The organism is Tardiphaga sp. P4_G1 (genome assembly GCF_056401215.1).
Genome location: NZ_JBFUJU010000001.1, coordinates 708,351 through 729,914, shown reverse-complemented (window position 1 = coordinate 729,914; position 21,564 = coordinate 708,351). Strand labels below are relative to the sequence as shown.

The 21,564-nt window shown below is 61.3% G+C and carries 20 protein-coding genes; 17 read left to right on the top strand and 3 right to left on the bottom strand.

Translation table 11 applies throughout. From position 1 onward, the window contains the following. Position 1 precedes the first annotated feature (1 nt). The 15 genes from nuoH (at position 2) to AC1DUY_RS03505 (ending at position 15,158) form a co-directional block, all read left to right on the top strand. A complete protein-coding gene (nuoH, locus tag AC1DUY_RS03575; RefSeq protein WP_089264558.1) occupies positions 2–1,027 on the top strand; it encodes an NADH-quinone oxidoreductase subunit NuoH in 1,026 nt (341 codons plus the stop codon). 7 nt (positions 1,028–1,034) lie between these two features. Beyond that, positions 1,035–1,523, top strand: coding sequence for an NADH-quinone oxidoreductase subunit NuoI (gene nuoI / locus AC1DUY_RS03570; RefSeq protein WP_089264557.1), 489 nt, complete (start codon positions 1,035–1,037; stop codon positions 1,521–1,523). A gap of 9 nt (positions 1,524–1,532) precedes the next feature. Then, complete coding sequence (locus AC1DUY_RS03565) at positions 1,533–2,171, top strand: NADH-quinone oxidoreductase subunit J (protein WP_068730884.1); 639 nt, start codon at positions 1,533–1,535, stop codon at positions 2,169–2,171. Next, entirely contained in the window at positions 2,168–2,476 is a 309-nt protein-coding gene (gene nuoK / locus AC1DUY_RS03560; protein ID WP_068730883.1) for an NADH-quinone oxidoreductase subunit NuoK, read from the top strand. Before AC1DUY_RS03565 ends, nuoK begins: the two co-directional genes overlap by 4 nt. A gap of 7 nt (positions 2,477–2,483) precedes the next feature. Next, positions 2,484–4,568, top strand: a complete 2,085-nt coding sequence (gene nuoL, locus AC1DUY_RS03555) for an NADH-quinone oxidoreductase subunit L (protein ID WP_089264556.1) — start codon at positions 2,484–2,486, stop codon at positions 4,566–4,568. Between the two features lie 14 nt (positions 4,569–4,582). Further along, entirely contained in the window at positions 4,583–6,088 is a 1,506-nt protein-coding gene (locus AC1DUY_RS03550; protein WP_414716891.1) for an NADH-quinone oxidoreductase subunit M, read from the top strand. 25 nt (positions 6,089–6,113) lie between these two features. Continuing rightward, entirely contained in the window at positions 6,114–7,550 is a 1,437-nt protein-coding gene (gene nuoN / locus AC1DUY_RS03545; protein ID WP_478112267.1) for an NADH-quinone oxidoreductase subunit NuoN, read from the top strand. Continuing rightward, positions 7,551–8,369 (top strand): biotin--[acetyl-CoA-carboxylase] ligase, encoded by an 819-nt coding sequence (locus AC1DUY_RS03540; protein ID WP_478112265.1) that lies wholly within the window; start codon positions 7,551–7,553, stop codon positions 8,367–8,369. After that, complete coding sequence (locus AC1DUY_RS03535) at positions 8,366–10,030, top strand: ribonuclease J (protein ID WP_478112263.1); 1,665 nt, start codon at positions 8,366–8,368, stop codon at positions 10,028–10,030. Before AC1DUY_RS03540 ends, AC1DUY_RS03535 begins: the two co-directional genes overlap by 4 nt. Positions 10,031–10,061: 31 nt before the next feature. Beyond that, positions 10,062–10,484, top strand: a complete 423-nt coding sequence (gene mce / locus AC1DUY_RS03530) for a methylmalonyl-CoA epimerase (protein WP_068730877.1) — start codon at positions 10,062–10,064, stop codon at positions 10,482–10,484. Between the two features lie 7 nt (positions 10,485–10,491). Beyond that, positions 10,492–10,767 carry a DUF1467 family protein gene (locus AC1DUY_RS03525; RefSeq protein ID WP_315841858.1) on the top strand — a complete coding sequence of 92 codons (276 nt, stop codon included), beginning with the start codon at positions 10,492–10,494 and terminating at the stop codon, positions 10,765–10,767. A gap of 56 nt (positions 10,768–10,823) precedes the next feature. Beyond that, positions 10,824–11,204: a hypothetical protein gene (locus AC1DUY_RS03520; RefSeq protein ID WP_478112260.1), complete on the top strand. Its 381-nt coding sequence runs from the start codon at positions 10,824–10,826 to the stop codon at positions 11,202–11,204. Positions 11,205–11,773: 569 nt separating this feature from the next. Next, positions 11,774–13,093 (top strand): proline--tRNA ligase, encoded by a 1,320-nt coding sequence (gene proS, locus AC1DUY_RS03515; RefSeq protein WP_478112258.1) that lies wholly within the window; start codon positions 11,774–11,776, stop codon positions 13,091–13,093. A gap of 76 nt (positions 13,094–13,169) precedes the next feature. Then, positions 13,170–14,450 (top strand): lipoprotein-releasing ABC transporter permease subunit, encoded by a 1,281-nt coding sequence (locus AC1DUY_RS03510; protein ID WP_068730873.1) that lies wholly within the window; start codon positions 13,170–13,172, stop codon positions 14,448–14,450. Between the two features lie 9 nt (positions 14,451–14,459). Further along, positions 14,460–15,158, top strand: a complete 699-nt coding sequence (locus tag AC1DUY_RS03505; protein ID WP_068730961.1) for an ABC transporter ATP-binding protein — start codon at positions 14,460–14,462, stop codon at positions 15,156–15,158. A 59-nt stretch (positions 15,159–15,217) separates the two neighbouring features. Here AC1DUY_RS03505 and AC1DUY_RS03500 read toward each other — a convergent pair whose 3' ends face one another. After that, positions 15,218–15,517, bottom strand: a complete 300-nt coding sequence (locus AC1DUY_RS03500) for a DUF3551 domain-containing protein (protein WP_478112255.1) — start codon at positions 15,515–15,517, stop codon at positions 15,218–15,220. A 695-nt stretch (positions 15,518–16,212) separates the two neighbouring features. Here AC1DUY_RS03500 and dnaE point away from each other — a divergent pair. Continuing rightward, complete coding sequence (gene dnaE / locus AC1DUY_RS03495; RefSeq protein WP_478112253.1) at positions 16,213–19,695, top strand: DNA polymerase III subunit alpha; 3,483 nt, start codon at positions 16,213–16,215, stop codon at positions 19,693–19,695. A gap of 10 nt (positions 19,696–19,705) precedes the next feature. On the opposite strand, the gene AC1DUY_RS03490 is transcribed toward dnaE, so the two are convergent. After that, positions 19,706–19,933 carry a hypothetical protein gene (locus AC1DUY_RS03490; RefSeq protein ID WP_478112251.1) on the bottom strand — a complete coding sequence of 76 codons (228 nt, stop codon included), beginning with the start codon at positions 19,931–19,933 and terminating at the stop codon, positions 19,706–19,708. Positions 19,934–19,944: 11 nt separating this feature from the next. Continuing rightward, positions 19,945–20,175: a hypothetical protein gene (locus AC1DUY_RS03485; protein WP_478112249.1), complete on the bottom strand. Its 231-nt coding sequence runs from the start codon at positions 20,173–20,175 to the stop codon at positions 19,945–19,947. Between the two features lie 307 nt (positions 20,176–20,482). On the opposite strand from AC1DUY_RS03485, the gene AC1DUY_RS03480 reads away from it, so the two are divergent. Further along, positions 20,483–21,475 carry a 30S ribosomal protein S2 gene (locus tag AC1DUY_RS03480; RefSeq protein ID WP_068730869.1) on the top strand — a complete coding sequence of 331 codons (993 nt, stop codon included), beginning with the start codon at positions 20,483–20,485 and terminating at the stop codon, positions 21,473–21,475. Positions 21,476–21,564 lie beyond the last annotated feature (89 nt).

Genomic DNA, 21,564 nt, shown 5'->3' with positions numbered 1-21,564 from the left:
GATGGCTGAATTCTGGACAAGCACCCTGTGGCCGCTGATCATCATGGTCGCGCAGAGCCTTCTTGTGCTCGTGGTGCTCTTGATAGCGATTGCCTACATCCTGCTGGCTGACCGCAAGATCTGGGCGGCGGTACAGATCCGCCGTGGCCCTAACGTGGTCGGGCCATTCGGCCTGCTGCAATCCTTCGCGGACTTGCTGAAATTCGTATTGAAGGAGCCGGTTGTTCCTTCCAGTTCCAACAAGGGCGTGTTCCTGCTGGCGCCGCTGGTGTCCTGCGTGCTCGCGCTGGCGGCCTGGGCGGTGATCCCGATGGATCTCGGCTGGGTCATTTCCGACATCAATGTCGGCGTGCTCTATATCTTCGCGATCTCGTCGCTGTCGGTCTACGGCATCATCATGGCCGGCTGGTCGTCGAACTCGAAATATCCGTTCCTGTCGGCGCTGCGCGCCGCCGCGCAGATGGTGTCCTACGAAGTTTCGATCGGCTTCGTCATCATCACCGTCTTACTCTGCGTCGGTTCGCTGAACCTGACGGCCATCGTCGCCGCGCAGGATTCGAAGTGGGGCATTCTCGGCTGGTACTGGATCCCGCTGTTCCCGATGTTCGTGATCTTCTACGTCTCGGCGCTGGCTGAAACCAACCGTCCGCCGTTCGACCTCGTCGAAGCGGAATCGGAACTGGTCGCGGGCTTCATGACCGAATACGGCTCGACCCCGTATCTGCTGTTTATGCTCGGCGAATACGTCGCCATCGTCACCATGTGTGCGCTGGCAACGATATTGTTTTTGGGCGGTTGGCTGTCGCCGATCCCGTTCGCGCCATTCACCTGGGTGCCAGGCATCATCTGGTTCGCCATCAAGGTGATGTTCATGTTCTTCCTGATTGCGATGGCGAAGGCGATCGTGCCGCGCTACCGCTACGACCAGCTGATGCGTCTGGGCTGGAAGGTGTTTCTGCCGCTGTCGTTGGCGTACGTCATCATCGTCGCTGCCGTGCTGCAATTCGGGGGCCTTGCTCCGAAATGAGGTCACTATGAATATCAGGGCAACAGCTCACTCGCTTCTGCTGGCGGAGTTCGTTTCGGCGTTCGTCCTCGCCATGCGGTATTTCTTCAAGCCGAAGCCGACGCTGAACTATCCGTTCGAGAAGGGGCCGATCTCGCCGCGTTTCCGCGGTGAGCATGCGCTGCGCCGCTATCCGAACGGCGAAGAGCGCTGCATCGCCTGCAAGCTCTGCGAAGCGGTGTGTCCGGCACAGGCCATCACCATCGAAGCCGGCCCGCGCCGCAACGATGGGACGCGCCGTACCGTGCGCTACGACATTGACATGGTGAAATGCATCTATTGTGGACTGTGCCAGGAGGCCTGTCCGGTGGATGCGATCGTCGAGGGACCGAACTTCGAGTTCGCCACCGAGACGCGTGAGGAACTCTATTATGACAAGGCGAAATTGCTCGCCAACGGCGACCGCTGGGAGCGCGAGATTGCGAAGTCAATCGAACTCGACGCGCCGTACCGGTAAGGTGACCAGATGATCCTTCCCGCATTGTTCTTCTATCTGTTCGCCAGCATCTGTGTGGCTTCTGCGGTCATGGTGATTGCCTCGCGCAATCCCGTGCATTCCGTGCTGTTCCTGATCCTGGCCTTCGTCAACGCCTCGGGCCTGTTCGTGCTGATGGGCGCCGAATTCCTCGCAATGCTGCTGATCGTCGTCTATGTCGGCGCCGTCGCGGTGCTGTTCCTGTTCGTCATCATGATGCTCGACGTCGACTTCACGCAGCTGCGCGAAGGCTTCATTCAGTATCTGCCGTTTGGTCTCGTGATCGGTGCGATCTTCCTTGCCGAATTGCTGCTGGTCGCAGGTGGCTGGGTGATGAACCCGAACGTCACCAAGTCGATCACGGCGGCCATCCCGACGAATGTGAGCAATACCGAGGCGCTCGGCCTCGTGCTCTATACGAAGTACATCCATTACTTCCAGCTGGCCGGCATGGTGCTGCTGGTGGCGATGATCGGCGCGATCGTGCTGACGCTGCGTCACAAGGTCAAAGTGCGGCGCCAGGACATCAATGTTCAGAACGCGCGCAATCCGGAGCTGGCGATGGAAGTGCGCAAGGTCGCGACCGGGCAGGGCCTGCAGGACGCTGACGCGGGGAGCTGGGTCAAATGACGATCGGTCTCGGACACTATCTGGCGGTCGCAGCGATCCTGTTCACGCTGGGCATTCTCGGCATCTTCCTGAACCGCAAGAACATCATCGTCATCCTGATGTCGATCGAGCTGATCCTGCTCGCCGTCAACATCAACATGGTGGCGTTCTCGACCTTCCTCGGCGACATCGTCGGGCAGGTGTTCGCGCTGCTTGTGCTGACCGTGGCCGCTGCGGAAGCAGCGATCGGTCTCGCAGTGCTGGTGGTCTATTTCCGCAACCGCGGCTCGATCGCGGTTGAAGACGTCAATCTGATGAAGGGCTGAGCCAGTTATGATCCAGGCTCTTGTATTCCTGCCGCTGATCGGCGCGCTGATCGCAGGCTTCATCGCCATTCTGGGTGCGCATGGGCGTAACCCGAGCGGCGACGAGATGGACCATGCGCATGACGACCACGGTCACGGCGATGCCAGCGCGCATGCACATGCTGCGCATGGGCATGACGATCATGGCCACGATGATCACGACGACCATCACCACGTTGCCGAGCCGGCCGCGCTCGGCTCGCGTGCAGCCGAGCTGATCACCGCCGGTCTGCTGGTGGTGTCGGCGGTGCTGTCCTGGATGACCTTCGTGGATGTGGCCTTCATGCATCACGATGCCCGTATCGTGCTGCTGAACTGGATCAATTCGGGTGACCTGCAGCTGTCCTGGACGCTGCGCGTCGATACGCTGACCGCCGTGATGCTCGTCGTCGTCACCACAGTGTCGTCGCTCGTGCACATCTATTCGCTCGGTTATATGGAAGACGATCCGAACCGGCCGCGCTTCATGGCGTATCTGTCGTTGTTCACTTTCATGATGCTGATGCTGGTGACCGCGGATAACCTGCTGCAGCTGTTCTTCGGCTGGGAAGGCGTGGGTCTGGCCAGCTACCTGCTGATCGGTTTCTGGTTCAAGAAGCCCTCAGCCAATGCGGCGGCGATCAAGGCCTTCGTGGTCAACCGCGTCGGCGACTTCGGCTTCCTGCTCGGCATCTTCGCACTGTTCATGCTGGTCGGCTCGACCGATCTCGACACCATCTTCGCCAGCGCGCCTGGCCTGACCGGCAAGACGATCAACTTCTTCGGCTGGCACGCCGATGCACTGACACTGACCTGTCTGCTGCTGTTCGTCGGGGCGATGGGCAAGTCGGCCCAGTTCCTGCTGCACACCTGGTTGCCGGACGCGATGGAAGGCCCGACGCCTGTGTCGGCGCTGATCCACGCGGCGACCATGGTCACCGCGGGCGTCTTCATGGTGGCGCGCATGTCGCCGCTGTTTGAACTTGCGCCGAACGCACAGGCCGTCGTGATGCTGGTCGGCGCGACCACTGCATTCTTCGCCGCGACCATCGGTCTGGTGCAGAACGACATCAAGCGCATCGTCGCTTACTCGACCTGTTCGCAGCTCGGTTACATGTTCGTGGCGCTGGGGACGGGGGCTTACTCGGTCGCCATGTTCCATCTGTTCACGCATGCCTTCTTCAAGGCGCTGCTGTTCCTGGGCTCGGGCTCGGTGATCTATGCGATGCATCACGAGCAGGACATCCGGAAGATGGGTGGCCTATGGAACAAGATCCCGTTCACTTACGCGATGATGACCATCGGCACGCTGGCGCTGACCGGCTTCCCATTCACGGCCGGCTACTTCTCGAAGGACGCGATCATCGAAGCGGCTTACGCCTCGCACACCCAGTTCGCCTTCTACGGCTTCCTGATGACCGTGGTCGCTGCGCTGCTGACCTCGTTCTATTCATGGCGTCTGGTGTTCAAGACGTTCCATGGCGAGCCGCACGACAAGAAGCATTACGATGCCGCGCATGAAGCGCCACTGTGGATGCTGGTCCCGCTTGCCGTGCTGGGCATCGGATCATTCGCCGCAGGCTTCCCGTTCAAGGAGCTGTTTGCTGGTCATCACGTCGGCGAGTTCTTCCGGGAATCGCTGAAGATGAACCCGCACATCATCGAAGAGATGCATCACATCCCGGGCTGGGTGCCTTATGTGCCGACCGTGATGATGGTGCTCGGTTTCCTGATTTCGTATCTGTTCTATGTTCGCAAGCCGTATTTGCCTGTCGAACTCGCGAACCAGCATCCGCTGCTATACAAGTTCCTGCTCAACAAGTGGTACTTCGACGAGCTCTACGAGATCATCTTCGTTCGCCCGGCCAAGTGGATCGGCCACTTCCTGTGGAAGAAGGGCGACGGCATGATCATCGACGGCCTCGGGCCTGATGGTGTCTCGGCCCGCGTGCTCAATATCACGCGCGGCGTGGTTAAGCTGCAGACCGGCTACCTCTATCACTATGCCTTCGCGATGCTGATCGGCGTCGCCGGGTTGATCACCTGGTTCATCTTCGGCCTGGGGGGCCAGTAACAATGGCGTCCGTCATGACATGGCCGGTTCTTTCGGTCGTCACCTTCCTGCCGATCGTCGGCGCGATCCTGATCTATCTCAGCCGCGGCGATGATGAGGCTGCGCAGGGCAATGCGCGCTGGATCGCGCTCTGGACCACGCTGATCACTTTTGCGGTCTCGCTGATCCTGGTGATGCGCTTCGATCCGTCGAACGGCGACTTCCAGTTCGTCGAAAAGGCGCCGTGGCTGGCCGCGACTATCAACTACCATATGGGTGTGGACGGCATTTCGCTGCCCTTCGTGATCCTGACGACGGCCTTGATGCCGTTCTGCATCCTGTGCAGCTGGAAGTCGGTCACCAAGCGCGTTCGCGAATACATGATCGCGTTCCTGTTCCTGGAAACGCTGATGATCGGCACCTTCTCGGCGCTGGATCTGGTGCTGTTCTATCTGTTCTTCGAAGGCGGCCTGATCCCGATGTTCCTGATCATCGGCATCTGGGGCGGCCCACGCCGCGTCTACGCCTCGTTCAAGTTCTTCCTCTATACGTTCCTTGGCTCGGTGCTGATGCTGCTGGCCATCATGGCGCTGTACTGGAATGCGGGCACCACGGACATCCCGACGCTGATGCACACGGCCGTGCCGCGCAGCTTGCAGACATGGGCGTGGTTGGCATTCTTCGCGTCCTTCGCGGTCAAGATGCCGATGTGGCCAGTGCATACCTGGCTGCCTGACGCGCATGTGGAAGCGCCGACGGCAGGTTCAGTCGTGCTGGCCGCGATCATGTTGAAGATGGGTGGTTACGGCTTCCTGCGCTTCTCACTGCCGATGTTCCCGGATGCCTCTCTCTATTTCGCACCGATGGTCTGGACGCTCTCCGTGATCGCGATCGTCTACACGTCGCTGGTCGCCTTGATGCAGGAAGACATCAAGAAGCTGATCGCCTACTCGTCGGTCGCGCATATGGGCTACGTCACTATGGGTATCTTCGCCGGCACGACGCAGGGCGTCTCCGGCGCGGTGTTCCAGATGGTGTCGCATGGCATCGTGTCGGGCGCGCTGTTCCTCTGCGTCGGCGTCGTCTACGACCGGCTGCATACCCGCGAGATCGCGGCCTATGGTGGCCTCGTCAACCGGATGCCGATCTATGCGGCGCTGTTCATGGTCTTCACCATGGCCAATGTCGGTCTGCCCGGCACCTCCGGCTTCGTCGGTGAATTCCTGACGCTCATCGGCACCTTCAAGGTCTCGATCCCGACGGCGACATTCGCCAGCATCGGCGTGATCCTGTCGGCGGCCTATGCACTGTGGCTGTACCGCAAGGTCGTGTTCGGTGAACTGACCAAGCCTGCGTTGCAGGGCATCAAGGACATCACGTTCCGGGAAGGCCTGGTGCTGGTGCCGCTGGTCATTCTCACCATTCTGTTCGGAGTCTATCCGAAGCCGGTGCTCGACATGTCGGCGGCTTCGATCCAGCTCCTCGTTAACAATTACGCTGCTGCAACGTCTGCCGTGAAGGCAGCCGCGCTGCTGCAATGACCGCAGCAGATCAGGATAACGCGCAATGACGATTACGACCGCCGGATATTCCCTGCTGCCCGTACTGCCGGAGCTGATGCTCGCGGTTGGCGCCATGGTGCTGCTGATGATCGGTGCCTTCAACGGACCGAAGGTCACGGGTCTCGTCACCACGCTCGCCGTCTGCCTGCTGGTGGTGGTCGGCGCGGCTGAAATCATGCTGCCCGCGGGCAAGCATGTCACTTTCGGCGGCAGCTTCATCGTCGATGACTATGCGCGCTTCCTGAAGGTGCTGGCGATCATCGCATCGGCCGTGACGCTGATCCTGTCCCGTGAATTCCTTGCGGATCAGTCCCGTCGCATTTTCGAATACGCCATTCTGGTGCTGCTCTCCACGCTCGGCATGATGGTGCTGATCTCGGCCGGCGACCTGATCATGCTGTATCTCGGCCTCGAACTGATGAGCCTTGCGCTCTATGTCGTCGCAGCCTCCAACCGCGACAATGCAAAGTCGACCGAAGCCGGCCTGAAGTATTTCGTGCTGGGTGCGCTGTCGTCCGGCATGCTGCTCTACGGCGCTTCTATGATTTACGGCTTTACCGGCACGGTGTCCTTCGCCGGCATCGCCGCCGAAGCCAAGACCGGCAATATCGGCCTGGTATTCGGCCTGGTGTTTCTGCTTGCCGGCCTCTGTTTCAAGGTTTCGGCCGTGCCGTTCCACATGTGGACGCCCGATGTCTACGAAGGCGCACCTACGCCCGTCACCGCCTTCTTCGCCTCAGCCCCGAAGGTTGCAGCACTCGCTGTGTTCACCCGCGTCACGCTGACCGCGTTCCCGGGCATCGTGGTGCAATGGCAGCAGGTCGTGGTGTTCGTGTCGCTGGCCTCGATGGTGCTGGGCTCGTTCGCCGCCATCGGCCAGACCAACATCAAGCGCCTGATGGCCTATTCGTCGATCGGCCACATGGGCTTCGCGCTGGTCGGCCTTGCCGCCGGCACGCAGGAGGGTGCGCAGGGCGTGCTGGTCTATATCGCGATCTATGTCGCGATGACCCTCGGCACCTTCGCCATCATCCTGACCATGAAGCGCAATGGCCAGCCCGTTGAGACGATCAAGGATTTCGCTGGCCTGTCGCGCACCAATCCGATCATCGCCTTCTTCTTCGCGATGTTCCTGTTCTCGCTGGCAGGCGTGCCGCCGCTGGCCGGCTTCTTCGGCAAATTCTACGTCTTCATGGCGGCCATCAAGTCGGGCCTGTTCGTACTGGCCGTGGTTGGCGTGTTGGCCAGCGTGGTGGGCGCGTTCTACTACCTGTCCATCGTGAAGCTCATGTATTTCGACGAGCCAGTCGGGAAGCTCGATCCGATGCGCGTTGAACTGCGCACGGTGCTGGCTCTCGCGGGTCTCTTCAACGTGTTGTTCTTCGTCTATCCGGCGCCTCTGGTCAGCGCGGCGGCATTCGCAGCGAAGTCGCTGTTCTAGATGGTATTTTCGCTCGGTCCCCGAGCCCTCGCGGCGGGCACGAAGCTCGCCGCATTCGACTCAACCGGTTCGACCAATACGGAAGCCATGGACCGCGCGCGCGCAGGCGAGCGCGGTCCGATGTGGTTTGTCACAACGGAACAGACTGCGGGACGTGGGCGGCGGCATCGGCCGTGGGTCGCTCCCCGCGGGAACCTCGCCAGTTCGGTGCTGGAAGTTCTTGATGTGACGCCCTCAGTTGCGGCGACGCTGGGCTTTGCGGCCAGTGTCGCCGTTGAGAAGGCGCTCCGACAGATCAGCGTCGAAGCCGCGATGCGGGCGCCGCAGTCGGCCGCGAATGACTATCGGCTGAAATGGCCGAACGACGTTCTGGCAGGCGGGCACAAGCTGGTCGGAATGAATCTGGAGGCGGAGGCAGCGCCGAACGGCCAGCTTGCTGTTGTCGTCGGCATCGGCACCAATGTGGTGGCGGCCCCCGACAATATGCCTTATCCGGTTGCTTGCCTGCATGCGATGGGTGTCAGCGCCAGCGCCGAAGACCTGTTTGCGGCGCTTTCGGACACTTGGCAGGAGATGCGCGGCATCTGGGATTCCGGCCGCGGGTTTGCCGAGATCCGGCGACAGTGGCTGGAACGCGCAGCAGGGATCGGTCAGCCGGTGTCCGTGGACAACGGGGTACAGACGATTTCGGGAATTTTCGACACCATTGATGAGGCCGGTTGTATGATTGTCGCGACAGCGGATCGCCGGCGAATCCCTATTACCGCCGGCGACGTTCATTTCGGATCGGCCGCGTCGACAAGGACAGTACGCAAATGACGCGACCCAACGAATTGACCTTCGCACCGCTGGGAGGCGTCGGCCAGATTGGCATGAACCTGTCGATCTATGGCCTGGCCGGGAAGTGGCTGGCGATCGACCTCGGCGTCTATTTCGGTGACGAGGAACATCTGCCCGGCATCGATCTGGTGATGCCCGACGTGCGCTTCCTGGAAAAGGAAAAGAAGAATCTCGTCGGTCTCGTGCTCACCCACGCCCATGAGGACCATTTCGGCGCCATCATCGATCTGTGGCCCAAGTTGAAATGCCCAATCTATGCGACGCAGTTCAGCGCCGCATTGTTCGAAGCCAAATGCGCCAGCGAGCGCAACCCGCCGAAGATCCCCGTCACCGTGGTGCCATCGGGCGGCCGCATCAATCTCGGCCCGTTCGATATCGAGTTCATTCCGGTTGCGCATTCGATTCCGGAATCCCATGCGATCGCGCTGCACACGCCGCTCGGCACCGTGCTGCATACCGGTGACTGGAAGATCGATCCGACACCGATCATCGGCCTGCCAACCGACGAAAAGCGGCTGCGCGAACTCGGTGATGCCGGCGTACTGGCCATCATCGGCGACTCCACGAATGCGGTGCGCGATGGCCGCTCACCGTCCGAAACGGAGGTTGCCGCGACGCTCACCAAACTGGTGAAGGCTGCCAAGGGCCGCGTCGCCGTCACGACCTTCGCATCGAACGTGGCGCGGTTGCGGGCCGTTGCCGAAGCGGCGCAGGCCGCGGGCCGCGAAGTGGTGCTGGTCGGCCGCGCTATGGAGCGCGTCGTGCAGGTGGCCCGCGAATGCGGCTATCTCGATGGACTGCCGGCTTTCCGTAACGCCGACTATTACGGCCATTTCCCGCCGGACAAGGTGGTGGCGCTGTGCACGGGCAGCCAGGGTGAAGCGCGCGCGGCGCTGGCGCGTATCGCCAGCGATGATCATCCGATGGTGACCCTCAACAAGGGCGATACGGTGATCTTCTCGTCGCGGACCATTCCGGGCAACGAGAAGGCGGTCGGCACCATCATCAATGGTCTTGTCACGCAGGGCATCGAGGTGATCACCGATCGCGATGCGCTTGTACATGTGTCGGGCCATCCGCGTCGCGACGAATTGCGCGACATGATTTCCTGGGTGCGTCCGCAATTGCTGATCCCCGTCCATGGCGAGGCGCTCCATCTTCATGAGCATGCCAAGCTGGCGCGCGCCTGCGGCGTGCCGCGGACCATGATCGTCAAGAACGGCGATCTGGTGCGCCTTGCGCCCGGCGATGCTGCCGTCATCGACGAATTGCCGTCGGGCCGCATGTTCAAGGACGGCCTCATTCTCGAGGATTCCAAGTCCCGCGCCGTAAGCGAGCGGCGCCGGCTGTCCTTTGCCGGCTGTGCGTTCGTGGCATTGGCCGTGACCATGAAGGGCGAACTGGTCGACGACCCTGCGGTCGATCTGATCGGCATTCCCGAAAAGAACCTCAAGGGCGAGGTGATGGAGGATGTCGTGTTCGACATCGTCGTCAACATCGTCGAGAACCTGCCCAGGGCGCGCAAGCGCGATCCCGATGCGATGGCGGAGTCGGTGCGACGCGCCGTCCGCTCGTCACTCGCCGATCAATGGGGCAAGAAGACGATGTGCTACGTTCACATCCTGCAGGTCGAAGACTAAAAGCAAAGAAACAAAGACTACGGAGGACACCATGCTGGGCCGGCTCAATCATGTGGCGATTGCCGTCGCCGATGCGGAGAAAGCTGCGAAGATCTACGGCACCGCCTTCGGCGCCGAGATTTCCGCGACCGTGCCGCTGCCGGAGCATGGCGTGATCACGGTGTTCGCGACACTGCCGAATACCAAGATCGAATTCATCCAGCCGCTCGGTGCGGATTCCCCGATCGCCAAATTCGTCGAGCGCAACCCTGACGGCGGCATCCATCACATCTGCTACGAAGTGCCGGATATCATCGCGGCACGCGACAACCTGATCAAGGAAGGGGCGCGCGTGCTTGGCGACGGCCAGCCGAAGATCGGCGCCCACGGCAAGCCTGTGCTGTTCCTGCATCCCAAGGATTTCTCGGGCGCGCTGGTAGAGATCGAACAAGCTTCCGAAATCGAACAGTCCTGAGGACGCGATGGCCTATACGATCTCGACGTCGCTCGCGGTCTATTTCGTCATCTGGTGGATCACGCTGTTCCTGACGCTGCCATTCGGCGTGCGCAGCCAGCATGAGGACGGCGAGGGCACCGACGGCACCGATCCCGGTGCGCCTGTGCTGGCCCGGATGGGGCGCAAGCTGATCTGGACCACGGTGATTTCCGCGGTGCTGTTCGCGGCCGGCATGTATGCGTATCGCATGGACTACTTCAACATCGAGAGGCTCTCGAAGCTGATGGGCGTGCCGATCTGAGAGCAATCTTTAACCTGCGGAGTCTGTCCTTTCAGGTGTCGATACGGAGCTGACGCATGAAGCGCTTTCTGCTTTTTCTGTTGCTTGGGCCGGCTGTCGGTTTTGCGGTTTTCGAGCTGCGCGAAATTGCCAGCGGCAGGATCATCGGCGGCTTTCCTGGCTTCATTATGGGATTGCCCTTTGCCTACTGGTTCGGGCTGATCCCGTCGCTGGTGATGTGGCTTGAGGATTGGTTTCTGGAAGACAAGATGCAGCTGTGGCCGAAGGTGCTGACCTCGGCGTTGACTGGCTATGTCGTGAGTATCGGGATGATGTTGATCTGGACGTCGGTGTCGATTCCGCCGCGCCAGATTCTTACATTCGGGATCGTCGGCGCGGTACAGGGCCTGGTCTGTTCGTGGCTGTCGGGCATCAAGCCGAAGGGTGGTGCGCTGTAGTACGCAGCGCTTTGCATCTCCGAAAAAAGGCCGGCATGGATGCCGGCCTTTTTGCGTCTCGGACGATATGAAGCGTAGCTATCGTTGTCGGGAATCTGTCGAAAAAAAAGAGCAGGGCCGCAGCCCTGCTCGGAAAATTGTGTCGACCCTATTACCCCAAACTTTGGATTTTATCCTTGCTTAGCGGGTTGACGCTGCTTGAGCGCGTCAGGGCTCCTCCCGAGACTTGGACCACCAGACTCTGTCCTTACGAACCGCCTGAGCTGTGAGTCGTAGCTTAACTTTTTTTGTTTGTCACCAATTTCGGCAATGTGTGTTCAAAATTTAGGCCAAGGGTAGAATCGCGGCCTTTCATGCGATTTCCGGTCACGCTGGGTCGCTCTGGCCGACATCGGAAATGGAGATATTTGACAGCCTGGGAAGCAATTCGCCAGGCGAACGGAATTAAGCCCCGATTGCCGGCTCCATGTCCTAGACTGTCCGGCGTCCGACCCGTCGCCCTTGTATTTTGGCGGCCGATCCGGTTTCACTCGCGTTCTCCCGTGTCCCTCCGATTCCCAGGCCTAACCATGCGATTGTCGCGCTATTTTCTGCCCATTCTCAAGGAAACGCCGAAGGAAGCCGAGATCGTCTCGCACCGGCTGATGCTGCGCGCGGGCATGATCCGTCAGGAGGCCGCTGGCATCTATGCCTGGCTGCCGCTGGGTCTGCGGGTGCTGAAGAAGATCGAGGCGATCGTCCGCGAGGAGCAGAACCGGGCAGGCGCCATCGAGCTCCTGATGCCGACATTGCAGCTCGCCGATCTCTGGCGCGAAAGTGGGCGCTACGACGCCTATGGGCCGGAGATGCTGCGCATCGTGGACCGCCACAAGCGGGAGCTTCTCTACGGGCCGACCAACGAGGAAATGATCACCGAGATCTTCCGCGGCTATGTGAAGTCCTACAAGAGCTTGCCGCTGAACCTGTACCACATTCAGTGGAAATTCCGCGACGAGCAGCGTCCGCGTTTCGGCGTGATGCGCGGCCGCGAATTCCTGATGAAGGATGGCTATTCGTTCGACATCGACGAAGCCGCGGCGAAACATTCCTACAATCAGATGTTCGTCGCCTATCTGCGCACCTTCGCGCGCATGGGCCTCAAAGCGATCCCGATGCGCGCCGAGACCGGACCGATCGGCGGCGATCACTCCCACGAATTCATAGTGCTCGCCGAGACCGGCGAGTCCGGCGTGTTCTGCGACAAGAACGTGCTCGATCTGCCGATCCCGCCGGCCGATGTCGATTATAGCGGTGATCTCACGGGCATCATCAATCAGTGGACGTCGATCTATGCGGCAACCGAAGACGTCCACGACGCTGCGCGGTTCGAGAGCGAAGTGCCGGCCGAGCGGCGGCTCAACACCCGCGGTATCGAAGTCGGCCAAATCTTCTATTTCGGCACCAAATACTCCGACGCCATGAAAGCAACCGTTGCGGGCGCCGATGGCGCGGAGACGGCGATCCATGGCGGCTCCTACGGCGTCGGCGTATCGCGGCTGCTGGGCGCGATCATCGAGGCCTGCCACGACGAGAACGGCATCAAGTGGCCCGAGGAAGTGGCGCCGTTCCGCGCCGCCATCCTCAACCTGAAGCAGGGTTCGGCCGATACGGATGCGGCCTGCGAGGCGCTCTACAAGGAGCTCTCGGCCAAGGGCGTCGATGTGCTCTATGACGACACCGACCAGCGCGCCGGCGGCAAGTTTGCCACCGCTGACCTGATCGGTGTGCCCTGGCAGATCCTCGTTGGCCCGAAGGGGCTCGCCGAAGGCAAGGTCGAGCTGAAGCGGCGCGATGACGGTTCGCGTGAGAATATCAGTGCCGCTGAGGTCGTCGCAAAGCTGACGTCCTGACGACTTATCCACTGCGTGGTCGCCGCATCACTCACGATGCGGCTAGAATAAGCCCGATTCGTATGGGAGTCGGGCGATGGATGATGCCATGAGCGAGCCAGTTCGAACCCCACCCTTCGCCGCCTTCGAATGGCTGCTGTCCGGACGCTATCTCCGTGCGCGCCGTAAAGAGGGATTCATCTCTGTCATTGCCGGCTTCTCGTTCCTCGGCATCATGCTCGGCGTTGCCACGCTGATCATCGTGATGGCGGTGATGAACGGCTTCCGCAAGGAGCTGCTCGACAAGATCCTGGGTCTCAACGGGCATCTGCTGGTGCAGCCGCTGGAAAGTCCTCTAACCGACTGGAAGGATGTCGCTGACCGCATCAGCGGCGTGAATGGTATTCGTCTCGCGGCGCCGGTTGTGGATGGCCAGGGACTAGGATCATCCGCGTTTGGTGCTGCCGGCATCTTTATCCGCGGTATCCGCTCTGGCGATCTCAATAACCTCACGTCGATCGCCAAGAACATCAAGCAGGGCACGCTCGAAGGCTTCGATGACGGGCAGGGTGTGGCGATCGGTCGGCGGCTGGCAGATCAGCTCTCGATCCATGCCGGCGACATGATCACGTTGATCTCGCCGAAGGGGGCGGTGACCCCGATGGGCACGACGCCGCGGATCAAGCCCTACAAGGTTGCTGCCGTCTTCGAGATCGGCATGTCGGAATATGACTCGACCTTCGTCTTCATGCCATTGGCCGAGGCGCAGACTTACTTCAATCGTCCTTCTGACGTGACCTCGATCGAGGTCTACACCAACAATCCCGACAGGATCGACGAGTATCGCAAGCTCGTGACCGAGGCGGCAGGGCGGCCGATCTTCATCGTCGATTGGCGGCAGCGCAACTCGACCTTCTTCAATGCGCTGCAGGTCGAGCGCAACGTCATGTTCCTGATCCTGACGCTGATCGTGCTGGTGGCGGCGCTGAACATCGTCTCCGGCCTGATCATGCTGGTGAAGGACAAGGGCAGCGACATCGCGATCCTGCGCACCATGGGCGCCTCTCAAGGCTCGATCATGCGGGTGTTCCTGATCACGGGTGCTGCGATCGGCGTGGTCGGGACGCTGGTCGGCTTCTTCGTTGGACTACTGGTCTGCTTCAACATCGAGACGATCCGGCAATTCATCTCCTGGATGACATCCACTGAGCTGTTCTCGCCGGAACTGTATTTCCTGTCCAAGCTGCCGGCCGAGGTCGACGTGGGCGAGACCAGCGCGGTCGTGATCATGGCGCTGACGCTGTCGTTCCTGGCGACCCTCTACCCGTCGTGGCGCGCCGCGCGCCTCGATCCCGTCGATGCGCTAAGATACGAGTGAGTGACTGATATGGCGCAAGGGGCAGATGATGTACCGGTGGTCTATCTCCACGACATCAAGCGGCAATACACTCAGGGCGAAAGCGTTCTGACCATTCTCGACAATGCCAAACTGGCATTGTGGGCGGGGCAGTCGGTAGCGCTGGTGGCACCGTCCGGCTCGGGCAAGTCGACGCTGCTGCATATTGCCGGTCTGCTCGAGAGCCCGGATGACGGCGAGGTCTATGTCGGCGGCACCGCGACCTCGGGCCTGTCGGACACCGAGCGCACCCAGATCCGCCGCACCGATATCGGCTTCGTCTACCAGTCACATCGGCTGCTGCCGGAATTCACCGCGCTGGAAAACGTCATGCTGCCGCAGATGATCCGCGGCTTGAAGCGCTCCGAGACGGTCGCCCGCGCCAAGGAAATCCTGGCCTATCTGGGTCTTGCCGAACGCATCACACATCGCCCCGCGGAGTTGTCGGGCGGCGAGCAGCAGCGCGTTGCGATTGCCCGCGCGGTGGCCAATGCACCGCGCGTGTTGTTTGCCGACGAGCCGACGGGCAATCTCGATCCGCACACCGCGGATCACGTCTTCAAGGCGCTGATGCAGCTGGTGAAGGCGACCAAGGTGGCGATGCTGATCGCGACCCACAACATGGAACTGGCTGGCCGTATGGATCGGCGGGTGTCGCTGGAAAACGGCAAGGTCGTCGAACTCGACTGACCCCGCCACTCGTTTCATTCGAGAGAGAAAAAGCGAGGCGCCGCCGACGGCGCCGTCGCTCAGTAGCTGCTCTTACGCTTGCGCTTCACGCGCGGCTGCTGCGGCGCGTAGGTCTGCGCATAGGCCAGCGCCGGATTGGCAAAGCAGGTCAGGCCGATGCCCGATGCCGTCGCCGCGCACTGCGCATAGGTGCGGTAGCTGCAGTCGTCGTCGTCATAGAGCGAGCGCATGCAGAACGGATAACCGCTCGGCGTATCGAACGAGAAGGGGCCGGGATCGGTGCGCTGTGCTGCGGCGGGCGTGACGGTGAGGGCCGAAAGGGCGCCGAGGGCGACCAGAGCAAGCAGGGCTGCGCGCATCGAATTCTCCTGCCGACTCAGATGGCCGGCTGCATGTGATCTCTGACCGGCACAAAGCCGCTCCGAGAGGTATTCGTCAACTCACAAAGCCGGATTCCGCTCCGCATCTGGCGCCGGAAACATGCCGTAACAGGGCTTGTTCGGCACAGGCGACGCAATACGGCGTAGGTGATCGCCGGCGAGGGATGGCCTTGGCTCGCTGGGCGCAAAGCGTGCCGGCTCGCCGTCTTAACCATTCGGAATATGAGGCGCGACGCGCCCGGATCGGCTGCTTGACTCAGGAACAGAATGAGAACAATGTTCTTCATATGTTCCAGAGATCACGGAGGCCACCATGTTGAAGACCTTTGTTGAAGAAGCCGCTGCACTGGCATCGATCGTTCTGTTCGTCGGCATGATCGCGGTTTGGGCGCAACTGATCCCCCAGCTGTGATCCTGCTCCCGGACGCTGGCTGCCAAGCTGGCGCCGGAACACCGGGGAAGCACTCTCCGGTGGATACGGGAACGCTCCCGGGGAATGACAGGCATTCCCTAGGGAATGCGGGGACGCTTCCGGGCCCGAGCGGGTTTCACATGGACTTGGCCGGGGGCAGGCATCACCATGGGACAGCGAGTCGGCCTGAACAGGCTGCCGCGATCCCCAGTGTCGATGACTGCCCAGATCGGGCGCTGCAAAGTCCGGATTGCCCCACGCCATGAGTCAGAAGCCCGCCGCTGCGTCAAATGCCGGATTTGTCCATCTGCACGTGCATTCGGCCTATTCGCTGCTGAAGGGCTCGATCAAGATCCAGAAACTGGCGGAACTGGCGAAGGCCGACCATCAGCCGGCGCTGGCGCTGACTGACAGCGACAACATGTTTGGCGCGCTGGAATTTTCCGAGAAGCTGGTGGGCTACGGCATCCAGCCAATCACGGGCTGCGAGGTAGCCATCGATTTCGGCGACCAGGATCCTAATGCCCGTAATGCGCTGAACGCCGTGATGCCGCGCATTGTGCTGCTGGCCGCCAAGGAGCGCGGCTATCAGAGTCTGATGAAACTGAACTCGCGCGCGTTTCTGGAAACCCCGGTCAATTGCGCGCCCCACATCAAGCTGGACTGGCTGCTGGAGGAGACGGAAGACCTGATTGCGTTGAGCGGCGGTCCGGACGGTCCGATCAATCAGGCGCTGCTCGCCGATCAATCCGCGCTTGCCGCTGCGCGTTGCGACCGGCTCGCGTCGCTATTCGGCGATCGGCTCTATATCGAACTGCAGCGTCATGGCGCCGAGAAGGAGCGCCGCGCCGAAGCCGGTTTGATAGACTTGGCTTACGCCAAGGGCCTGCCGCTGGTGGCAACGAACGAGCCGTATTTTGCCGCCGCGGACGACTATGAGGCCCATGATGCGCTGCTATGCATCGCCGGTGGCAGGATCATTGCCGAAACGGACCGCGAGCAGCTCACCACGGATCATCGCTTCAAGACCCGCGCCGAAATGGCGGTTCTGTTTGCCGACATTCCCGAGGCATTGGCGTCAACCGTCGAAATCGCCGAGCGCTGCTCGTTCCGGCCGAAGACACGCAAGCCGATCCTGCCGCGCTTCACGGTCGGTGCCGGCAGTAACGCGGAAGGCGCGGCCCAGGAGGAATCCGACGAGCTGCGCCGTCAGGCCGAGGAGGGGCTGCGCAAGCGTCTCGAGATCCACGGCGTGTCACAGGGCAAGAGCGAGGAGGAATACCACGCTCGGCTCGACTTCGAACTTAACGTCATCTCCCGCATGAACTATGCGGGTTACTTCCTGATCGTGTCCGACTTCATCAAATGGGCGAAGGCACAGGGCATTCCGGTGGGGCCGGGTCGCGGTTCGGGCGCGGGCTCGCTGGTCGCCTGGGTGTTGACCATCACCGATCTCGATCCCTTGCAGTTCAATCTTCTGTTCGAACGCTTCCTCAATCCGGAACGCGTCTCGATGCCGGACTTCGACATCGACTTCTGCCAGGATCGTCGCGGCGAGGTGATCTCCTATGTGCAGCAGCGCTACGGCCGCGATCAGGTCGCGCAGATCATCACCTTCGGTACGCTGCAGGCGCGCGGCGTGTTGCGCGACGTCGGCCGTGTGCTGCAGATGCCCTATGGCCAAGTCGACAAGCTGACCAAGCTGGTGCCGCAAAATCCGGCCGCGCCAGTGACACTTGCAGCCGCGATCGAGGGCGAGCCGAAACTGCAGGCGCTCCGCGACGAGGATCCGATCGTCGCCAAGGCTTTCGATATTGCGCAGCGTCTCGAGGGCCTGACGCGCCACGCTTCGACCCACGCCGCAGGCATCGTGATTGGCGACCGGCCGCTGTCGCAGCTCGTGCCGATGTATCGCGATCCGAAGTCGGACATGCCGGTCACCCAGTTCAACATGAAATGGGTCGAGCCCGCAGGTCTCGTGAAGTTCGACTTCCTCGGCCTGAAGACGCTGACGGTGCTCGACGTCGCCGTGAAGCTGCTCAAGCAGCGCAATATTGACGTCAATCTTGCGACCACGCCGATTACCGACGCCAAGAGCTACGAAATGCTGGCGCGCGGTGAAGTGGTCGGCGTATTCCAGGTGGAAAGCCAGGGTATGCGGCGCGCGCTTGTGGACATGCGGCCCGACCGTTTCGAGGACATCATCGCGCTGGTCGCGTTGTATCGTCCGGGCCCGATGGCGAACATCCCGACCTATTGCGCGCGCAAGCATGGCGATGAAGAGCCGGAATATCTGCATCCGATCATCGAGCCGATCCTGAAGGAAACCTTCGGCGTCATCATCTATCAGGAACAGGTGATGCAGATCGCACAGGTCATGGCGGGCTATTCGCTCGGCGACGCCGACCTGCTGCGCCGCGCGATGGGCAAGAAGATCCGCGCCGAAATGGAAAAGCAGCGCGAGATATTCGTTGCAGGCTCTGTCAAGAACGGCGTGCCGAAGGGGCAGGCCGATACGATCTTCGATCTGCTGGCAAAATTCGCCGACTATGGCTTCAACAAGAGCCACGCGGCGGCCTATGCGCTGGTGTCGTATCACACCGCTTATATGAAGGCGCATTATCCGGTGGAGTTCATTGCGGCGTCGATGACGCTCGACATGGGCAACACCGACAAGCTGTCGGAATTTCGCGCCGAGGCGCAGCGGCTCGGTATCAAGGTCGAGGCGCCGAACATCAATCGTTCGGGCGTCACCTTCGAGGTCAGCGACAACACGATCTATTATGCGCTGGCCGCGTTGAAAGGCGTCGGCGCTGGCGCCGTCGAGCTGATCGTCGCCGAGCGCAACAAGAATGGTTTGTTCACGTCGCTTGCCGACTTTGCGTCGCGCGTGAGCCCACGCGCCGTCAACAAGCGCATCATCGAAACGCTCGCTGCGGCCGGCGCCTTCGATACGCTCGATCCACATCGTGCCCGCGTGCATGGCGGCGCGGATGCTATTTTGGCCGCCTGCCAGAGCGCCCACGTGGATACGACAATCGGTCAGGGAAACATGTTTGGCGGCGCGGCCGATGCGCCGACCATCATGCTACCGCAGATCGACAACTGGCTAGCGGCGGAGAAGCTGCGCAAGGAATACGACGCTATTGGCTTCTTCCTGTCCGGCCATCCGCTTGACGATTACGCCACCGCCCTGAAGCGGCTGCGGGTGCAGAGCTGGGCCGAGTTCTGCCGAGCCGTCAAAACCGGCGCTACGGCGGGCAGGGTCGCGGCTACCGTCGTGTCCCGCATGGAGCGGCGGACCAAAACCGGCAACAAGATGGGCATCATGGGTCTGTCCGACCCGACCGGCCATTTCGAGGCGGTGCTGTTCTCCGAAGGGCTTGCCCAATACCGCGACGTGCTGGAACCGGGTACCGCGGTGCTGCTGCAACTCGGTGCCGAACTCCAGGGCGAGGACGTTCGGGCCCGGGTTCTCCACGCGGAACCTCTGGATGCCGCCGCTGCCAAGACCCAGAAGGGGCTCAGGGTGACCATGAAGGACACCAAGGCACTGGATTCGCTGATAAAACGCCTCCAACCGCAGCCGAGCAATGCCGCCGGCGGAGGCGACGTCTCGCTGATCCTTCGCCTCGACCTGCAAACTGAGGTCGAATTCAAGCTCGAAGGCCGGTTCCAGGTGTCCCCGCAGATCGCCGGCGCCATCAAAGCGGTTTCCGGGGTGGAAATGGTCGAAACGCTTTGATCCGCCGTGACTAGGCCGCCAATACAGCCTTTTTGAGCGCTTCCGGCAGCGTAATCGCGCGAAACGAGGCTTTGGGGTAAAGGTAGTCTTCGCCAGATTCGTCGATGATCCGAAGCCAGCCGTTCTTCTCGGCCTCAGGGTCGGGGAGGGTGACGTAGATCTTTCGCCGTTCGAGCGAGGCGGCGTAGCCCTCATTGTCGAGGCATACAACCAGCTGTTTGGATGGTGTCTTTGCCATGATACCTGCGCTCAGAGCAGCTGCTTGATCTTATATTCCCGGCGACCGATGCCAGTCGCCTCGTACCAGTGTATTTCAGCCAGACGGAGTTGGCCATTGGGCAGTAGAACGCTGCCCATCCCCTTGCGTTTACGCCAGCGCCCGCGGCCGTACGCCCTACGAAGCCGGGCGATCTCACGAATGCCGGACCCGACGGCGATCGTCTCAATTTCGGTGATCTGGCCCAAAATCTCGAAACGCATCCTGTGATAGTGTTTTCGACAGATATGCTCGTCAAGGTCGTATTGCCGTCACGACGACGTCAGGTGACCCCGAGGTGCTTACGGCTATCCTCAGGTGGCTGCCTACCCGTCGATACGAGCTGCAACGACTACCAGATGGTCCGTTTTGCCTTGCTTATCCCGGGAATCCGGCTATAAGCCGGCCCATCTCACACGGAAGCATGGCTTAATCGCCGTCCGGTGGCATCCGGGCTGCACGGCAGAATCCTCTGCCCGAACGCTCGTTTGCTCACACGCTTCCGGAGGAAACAACCGGAGAATTGATACTATGGCACTACCCGAATTTTCTATGCGTCAACTGCTCGAAGCTGGCGTCCACTTTGGCCACCAGTCGCACCGCTGGAATCCGAAGATGGCGAATTACATCTTCGGCGCACGCAACAACATCCACATCATCGATCTCGCGCAGACCGTGCCGTTGCTGCACACCGCGCTGAAGGCTGTGAGCGACACCGTCGCCAAGGGCGGCCGCATCCTGTTCGTCGGCACCAAGCGCCAGGCGCAGGACGTCGTTGCCGAAGCTGCGAAGCGTTCGGCGATGTACTTCGTCAATTCGCGCTGGCTCGGCGGCACGCTGACCAACTGGAAGACCATCTCCGGTTCGATCAAGCGTCTGCGCCACCTCGACGAAGTGCTGAACTCTGGCGACGCGTCGGCCTACACCAAGAAGGAGCGTCTGACGCTGCAGCGCGAGCGCGACAAGCTTGATCGCTCGCTGGGCGGCATCAAGGACATGGGCGGTCTGCCCGACCTGATCTTCGTGATTGACACCAACAAGGAAGACATCGCGATCCAGGAAGCCCAGCGTCTGGGTATTCCTGTCGCGGCGATTGTCGACACCAACTCGGATCCGAAGGGCATCACCTACGTGGTCCCGGGCAACGACGACGCCGGCCGTGCGTTGTCGCTGTATTGCGACCTGATCGCGCGCGCTGTCATCGACGGCATCTCACGTGCCCAGGGCGACTCGGGCTTCGATATCGGCGCATCGGCTGCTCCGGTGGCTGAAGCCATTCCGGCTCCGGAAGCTGGCTTCCAGGGCCTGGCCGGTCCGCGTGGCACCGCCGACGATCTCAAGAAGCTCACCGGCGTGTCCGGTGCGATCGAGAAGAAGTTCAACGACCTCGGCATCTTCCACTACTGGCAGCTGGCCGAACTCGATCACGACACCGCCCACAAGATTGGCGAAGAAGTTGGTCTTCCGGCCCGTGCCGACGGCTGGGTCGCCCAGGCCAAGGGTCTGACGGCGGAAGCCGAGTAACGCGCAGGCGTGATCCCGGAACCGGTGTCCCGGTTCCGGACAAAATCATGCCGATGCGACAGCCAAGAAACTATTGTGCGGCCGTCATC

What these genes read in the sequence shown, in the direction of transcription:
- nuoH (WP_089264558.1), top strand. Translation starts at nt 2, where the DNA reads ATGGCTGAATTCTGGACAAGCACCCTGTGGCCGCTGATCATCATGGTC.
- nuoI (WP_089264557.1), top strand. Translation starts at nt 1,035, where the DNA reads ATGAATATCAGGGCAACAGCTCACTCGCTTCTGCTGGCGGAGTTCGTT.
- AC1DUY_RS03565 (WP_068730884.1), top strand. Translation starts at nt 1,533, where the DNA reads ATGATCCTTCCCGCATTGTTCTTCTATCTGTTCGCCAGCATCTGTGTG.
- nuoK (WP_068730883.1), top strand. Translation starts at nt 2,168, where the DNA reads ATGACGATCGGTCTCGGACACTATCTGGCGGTCGCAGCGATCCTGTTC.
- nuoL (WP_089264556.1), top strand. Translation starts at nt 2,484, where the DNA reads ATGATCCAGGCTCTTGTATTCCTGCCGCTGATCGGCGCGCTGATCGCA.
- AC1DUY_RS03550 (WP_414716891.1), top strand. Translation starts at nt 4,583, where the DNA reads ATGACATGGCCGGTTCTTTCGGTCGTCACCTTCCTGCCGATCGTCGGC.
- nuoN (WP_478112267.1), top strand. Translation starts at nt 6,114, where the DNA reads ATGACGATTACGACCGCCGGATATTCCCTGCTGCCCGTACTGCCGGAG.
- AC1DUY_RS03540 (WP_478112265.1), top strand. Translation starts at nt 7,551, where the DNA reads ATGGTATTTTCGCTCGGTCCCCGAGCCCTCGCGGCGGGCACGAAGCTC.
- AC1DUY_RS03535 (WP_478112263.1), top strand. Translation starts at nt 8,366, where the DNA reads ATGACGCGACCCAACGAATTGACCTTCGCACCGCTGGGAGGCGTCGGC.
- mce (WP_068730877.1), top strand. Translation starts at nt 10,062, where the DNA reads ATGCTGGGCCGGCTCAATCATGTGGCGATTGCCGTCGCCGATGCGGAG.
- AC1DUY_RS03525 (WP_315841858.1), top strand. Translation starts at nt 10,492, where the DNA reads ATGGCCTATACGATCTCGACGTCGCTCGCGGTCTATTTCGTCATCTGG.
- AC1DUY_RS03520 (WP_478112260.1), top strand. Translation starts at nt 10,824, where the DNA reads ATGAAGCGCTTTCTGCTTTTTCTGTTGCTTGGGCCGGCTGTCGGTTTT.
- proS (WP_478112258.1), top strand. Translation starts at nt 11,774, where the DNA reads ATGCGATTGTCGCGCTATTTTCTGCCCATTCTCAAGGAAACGCCGAAG.
- AC1DUY_RS03510 (WP_068730873.1), top strand. Translation starts at nt 13,170, where the DNA reads ATGGATGATGCCATGAGCGAGCCAGTTCGAACCCCACCCTTCGCCGCC.
- AC1DUY_RS03505 (WP_068730961.1), top strand. Translation starts at nt 14,460, where the DNA reads ATGGCGCAAGGGGCAGATGATGTACCGGTGGTCTATCTCCACGACATC.
- AC1DUY_RS03500 (WP_478112255.1), bottom strand. Translation starts at nt 15,517, where the DNA reads ATGCGCGCAGCCCTGCTTGCTCTGGTCGCCCTCGGCGCCCTTTCGGCC.
- dnaE (WP_478112253.1), top strand. Translation starts at nt 16,213, where the DNA reads ATGAGTCAGAAGCCCGCCGCTGCGTCAAATGCCGGATTTGTCCATCTG.
- AC1DUY_RS03490 (WP_478112251.1), bottom strand. Translation starts at nt 19,933, where the DNA reads ATGGCAAAGACACCATCCAAACAGCTGGTTGTATGCCTCGACAATGAG.
- AC1DUY_RS03485 (WP_478112249.1), bottom strand. Translation starts at nt 20,175, where the DNA reads ATGCGTTTCGAGATTTTGGGCCAGATCACCGAAATTGAGACGATCGCC.
- AC1DUY_RS03480 (WP_068730869.1), top strand. Translation starts at nt 20,483, where the DNA reads ATGGCACTACCCGAATTTTCTATGCGTCAACTGCTCGAAGCTGGCGTC.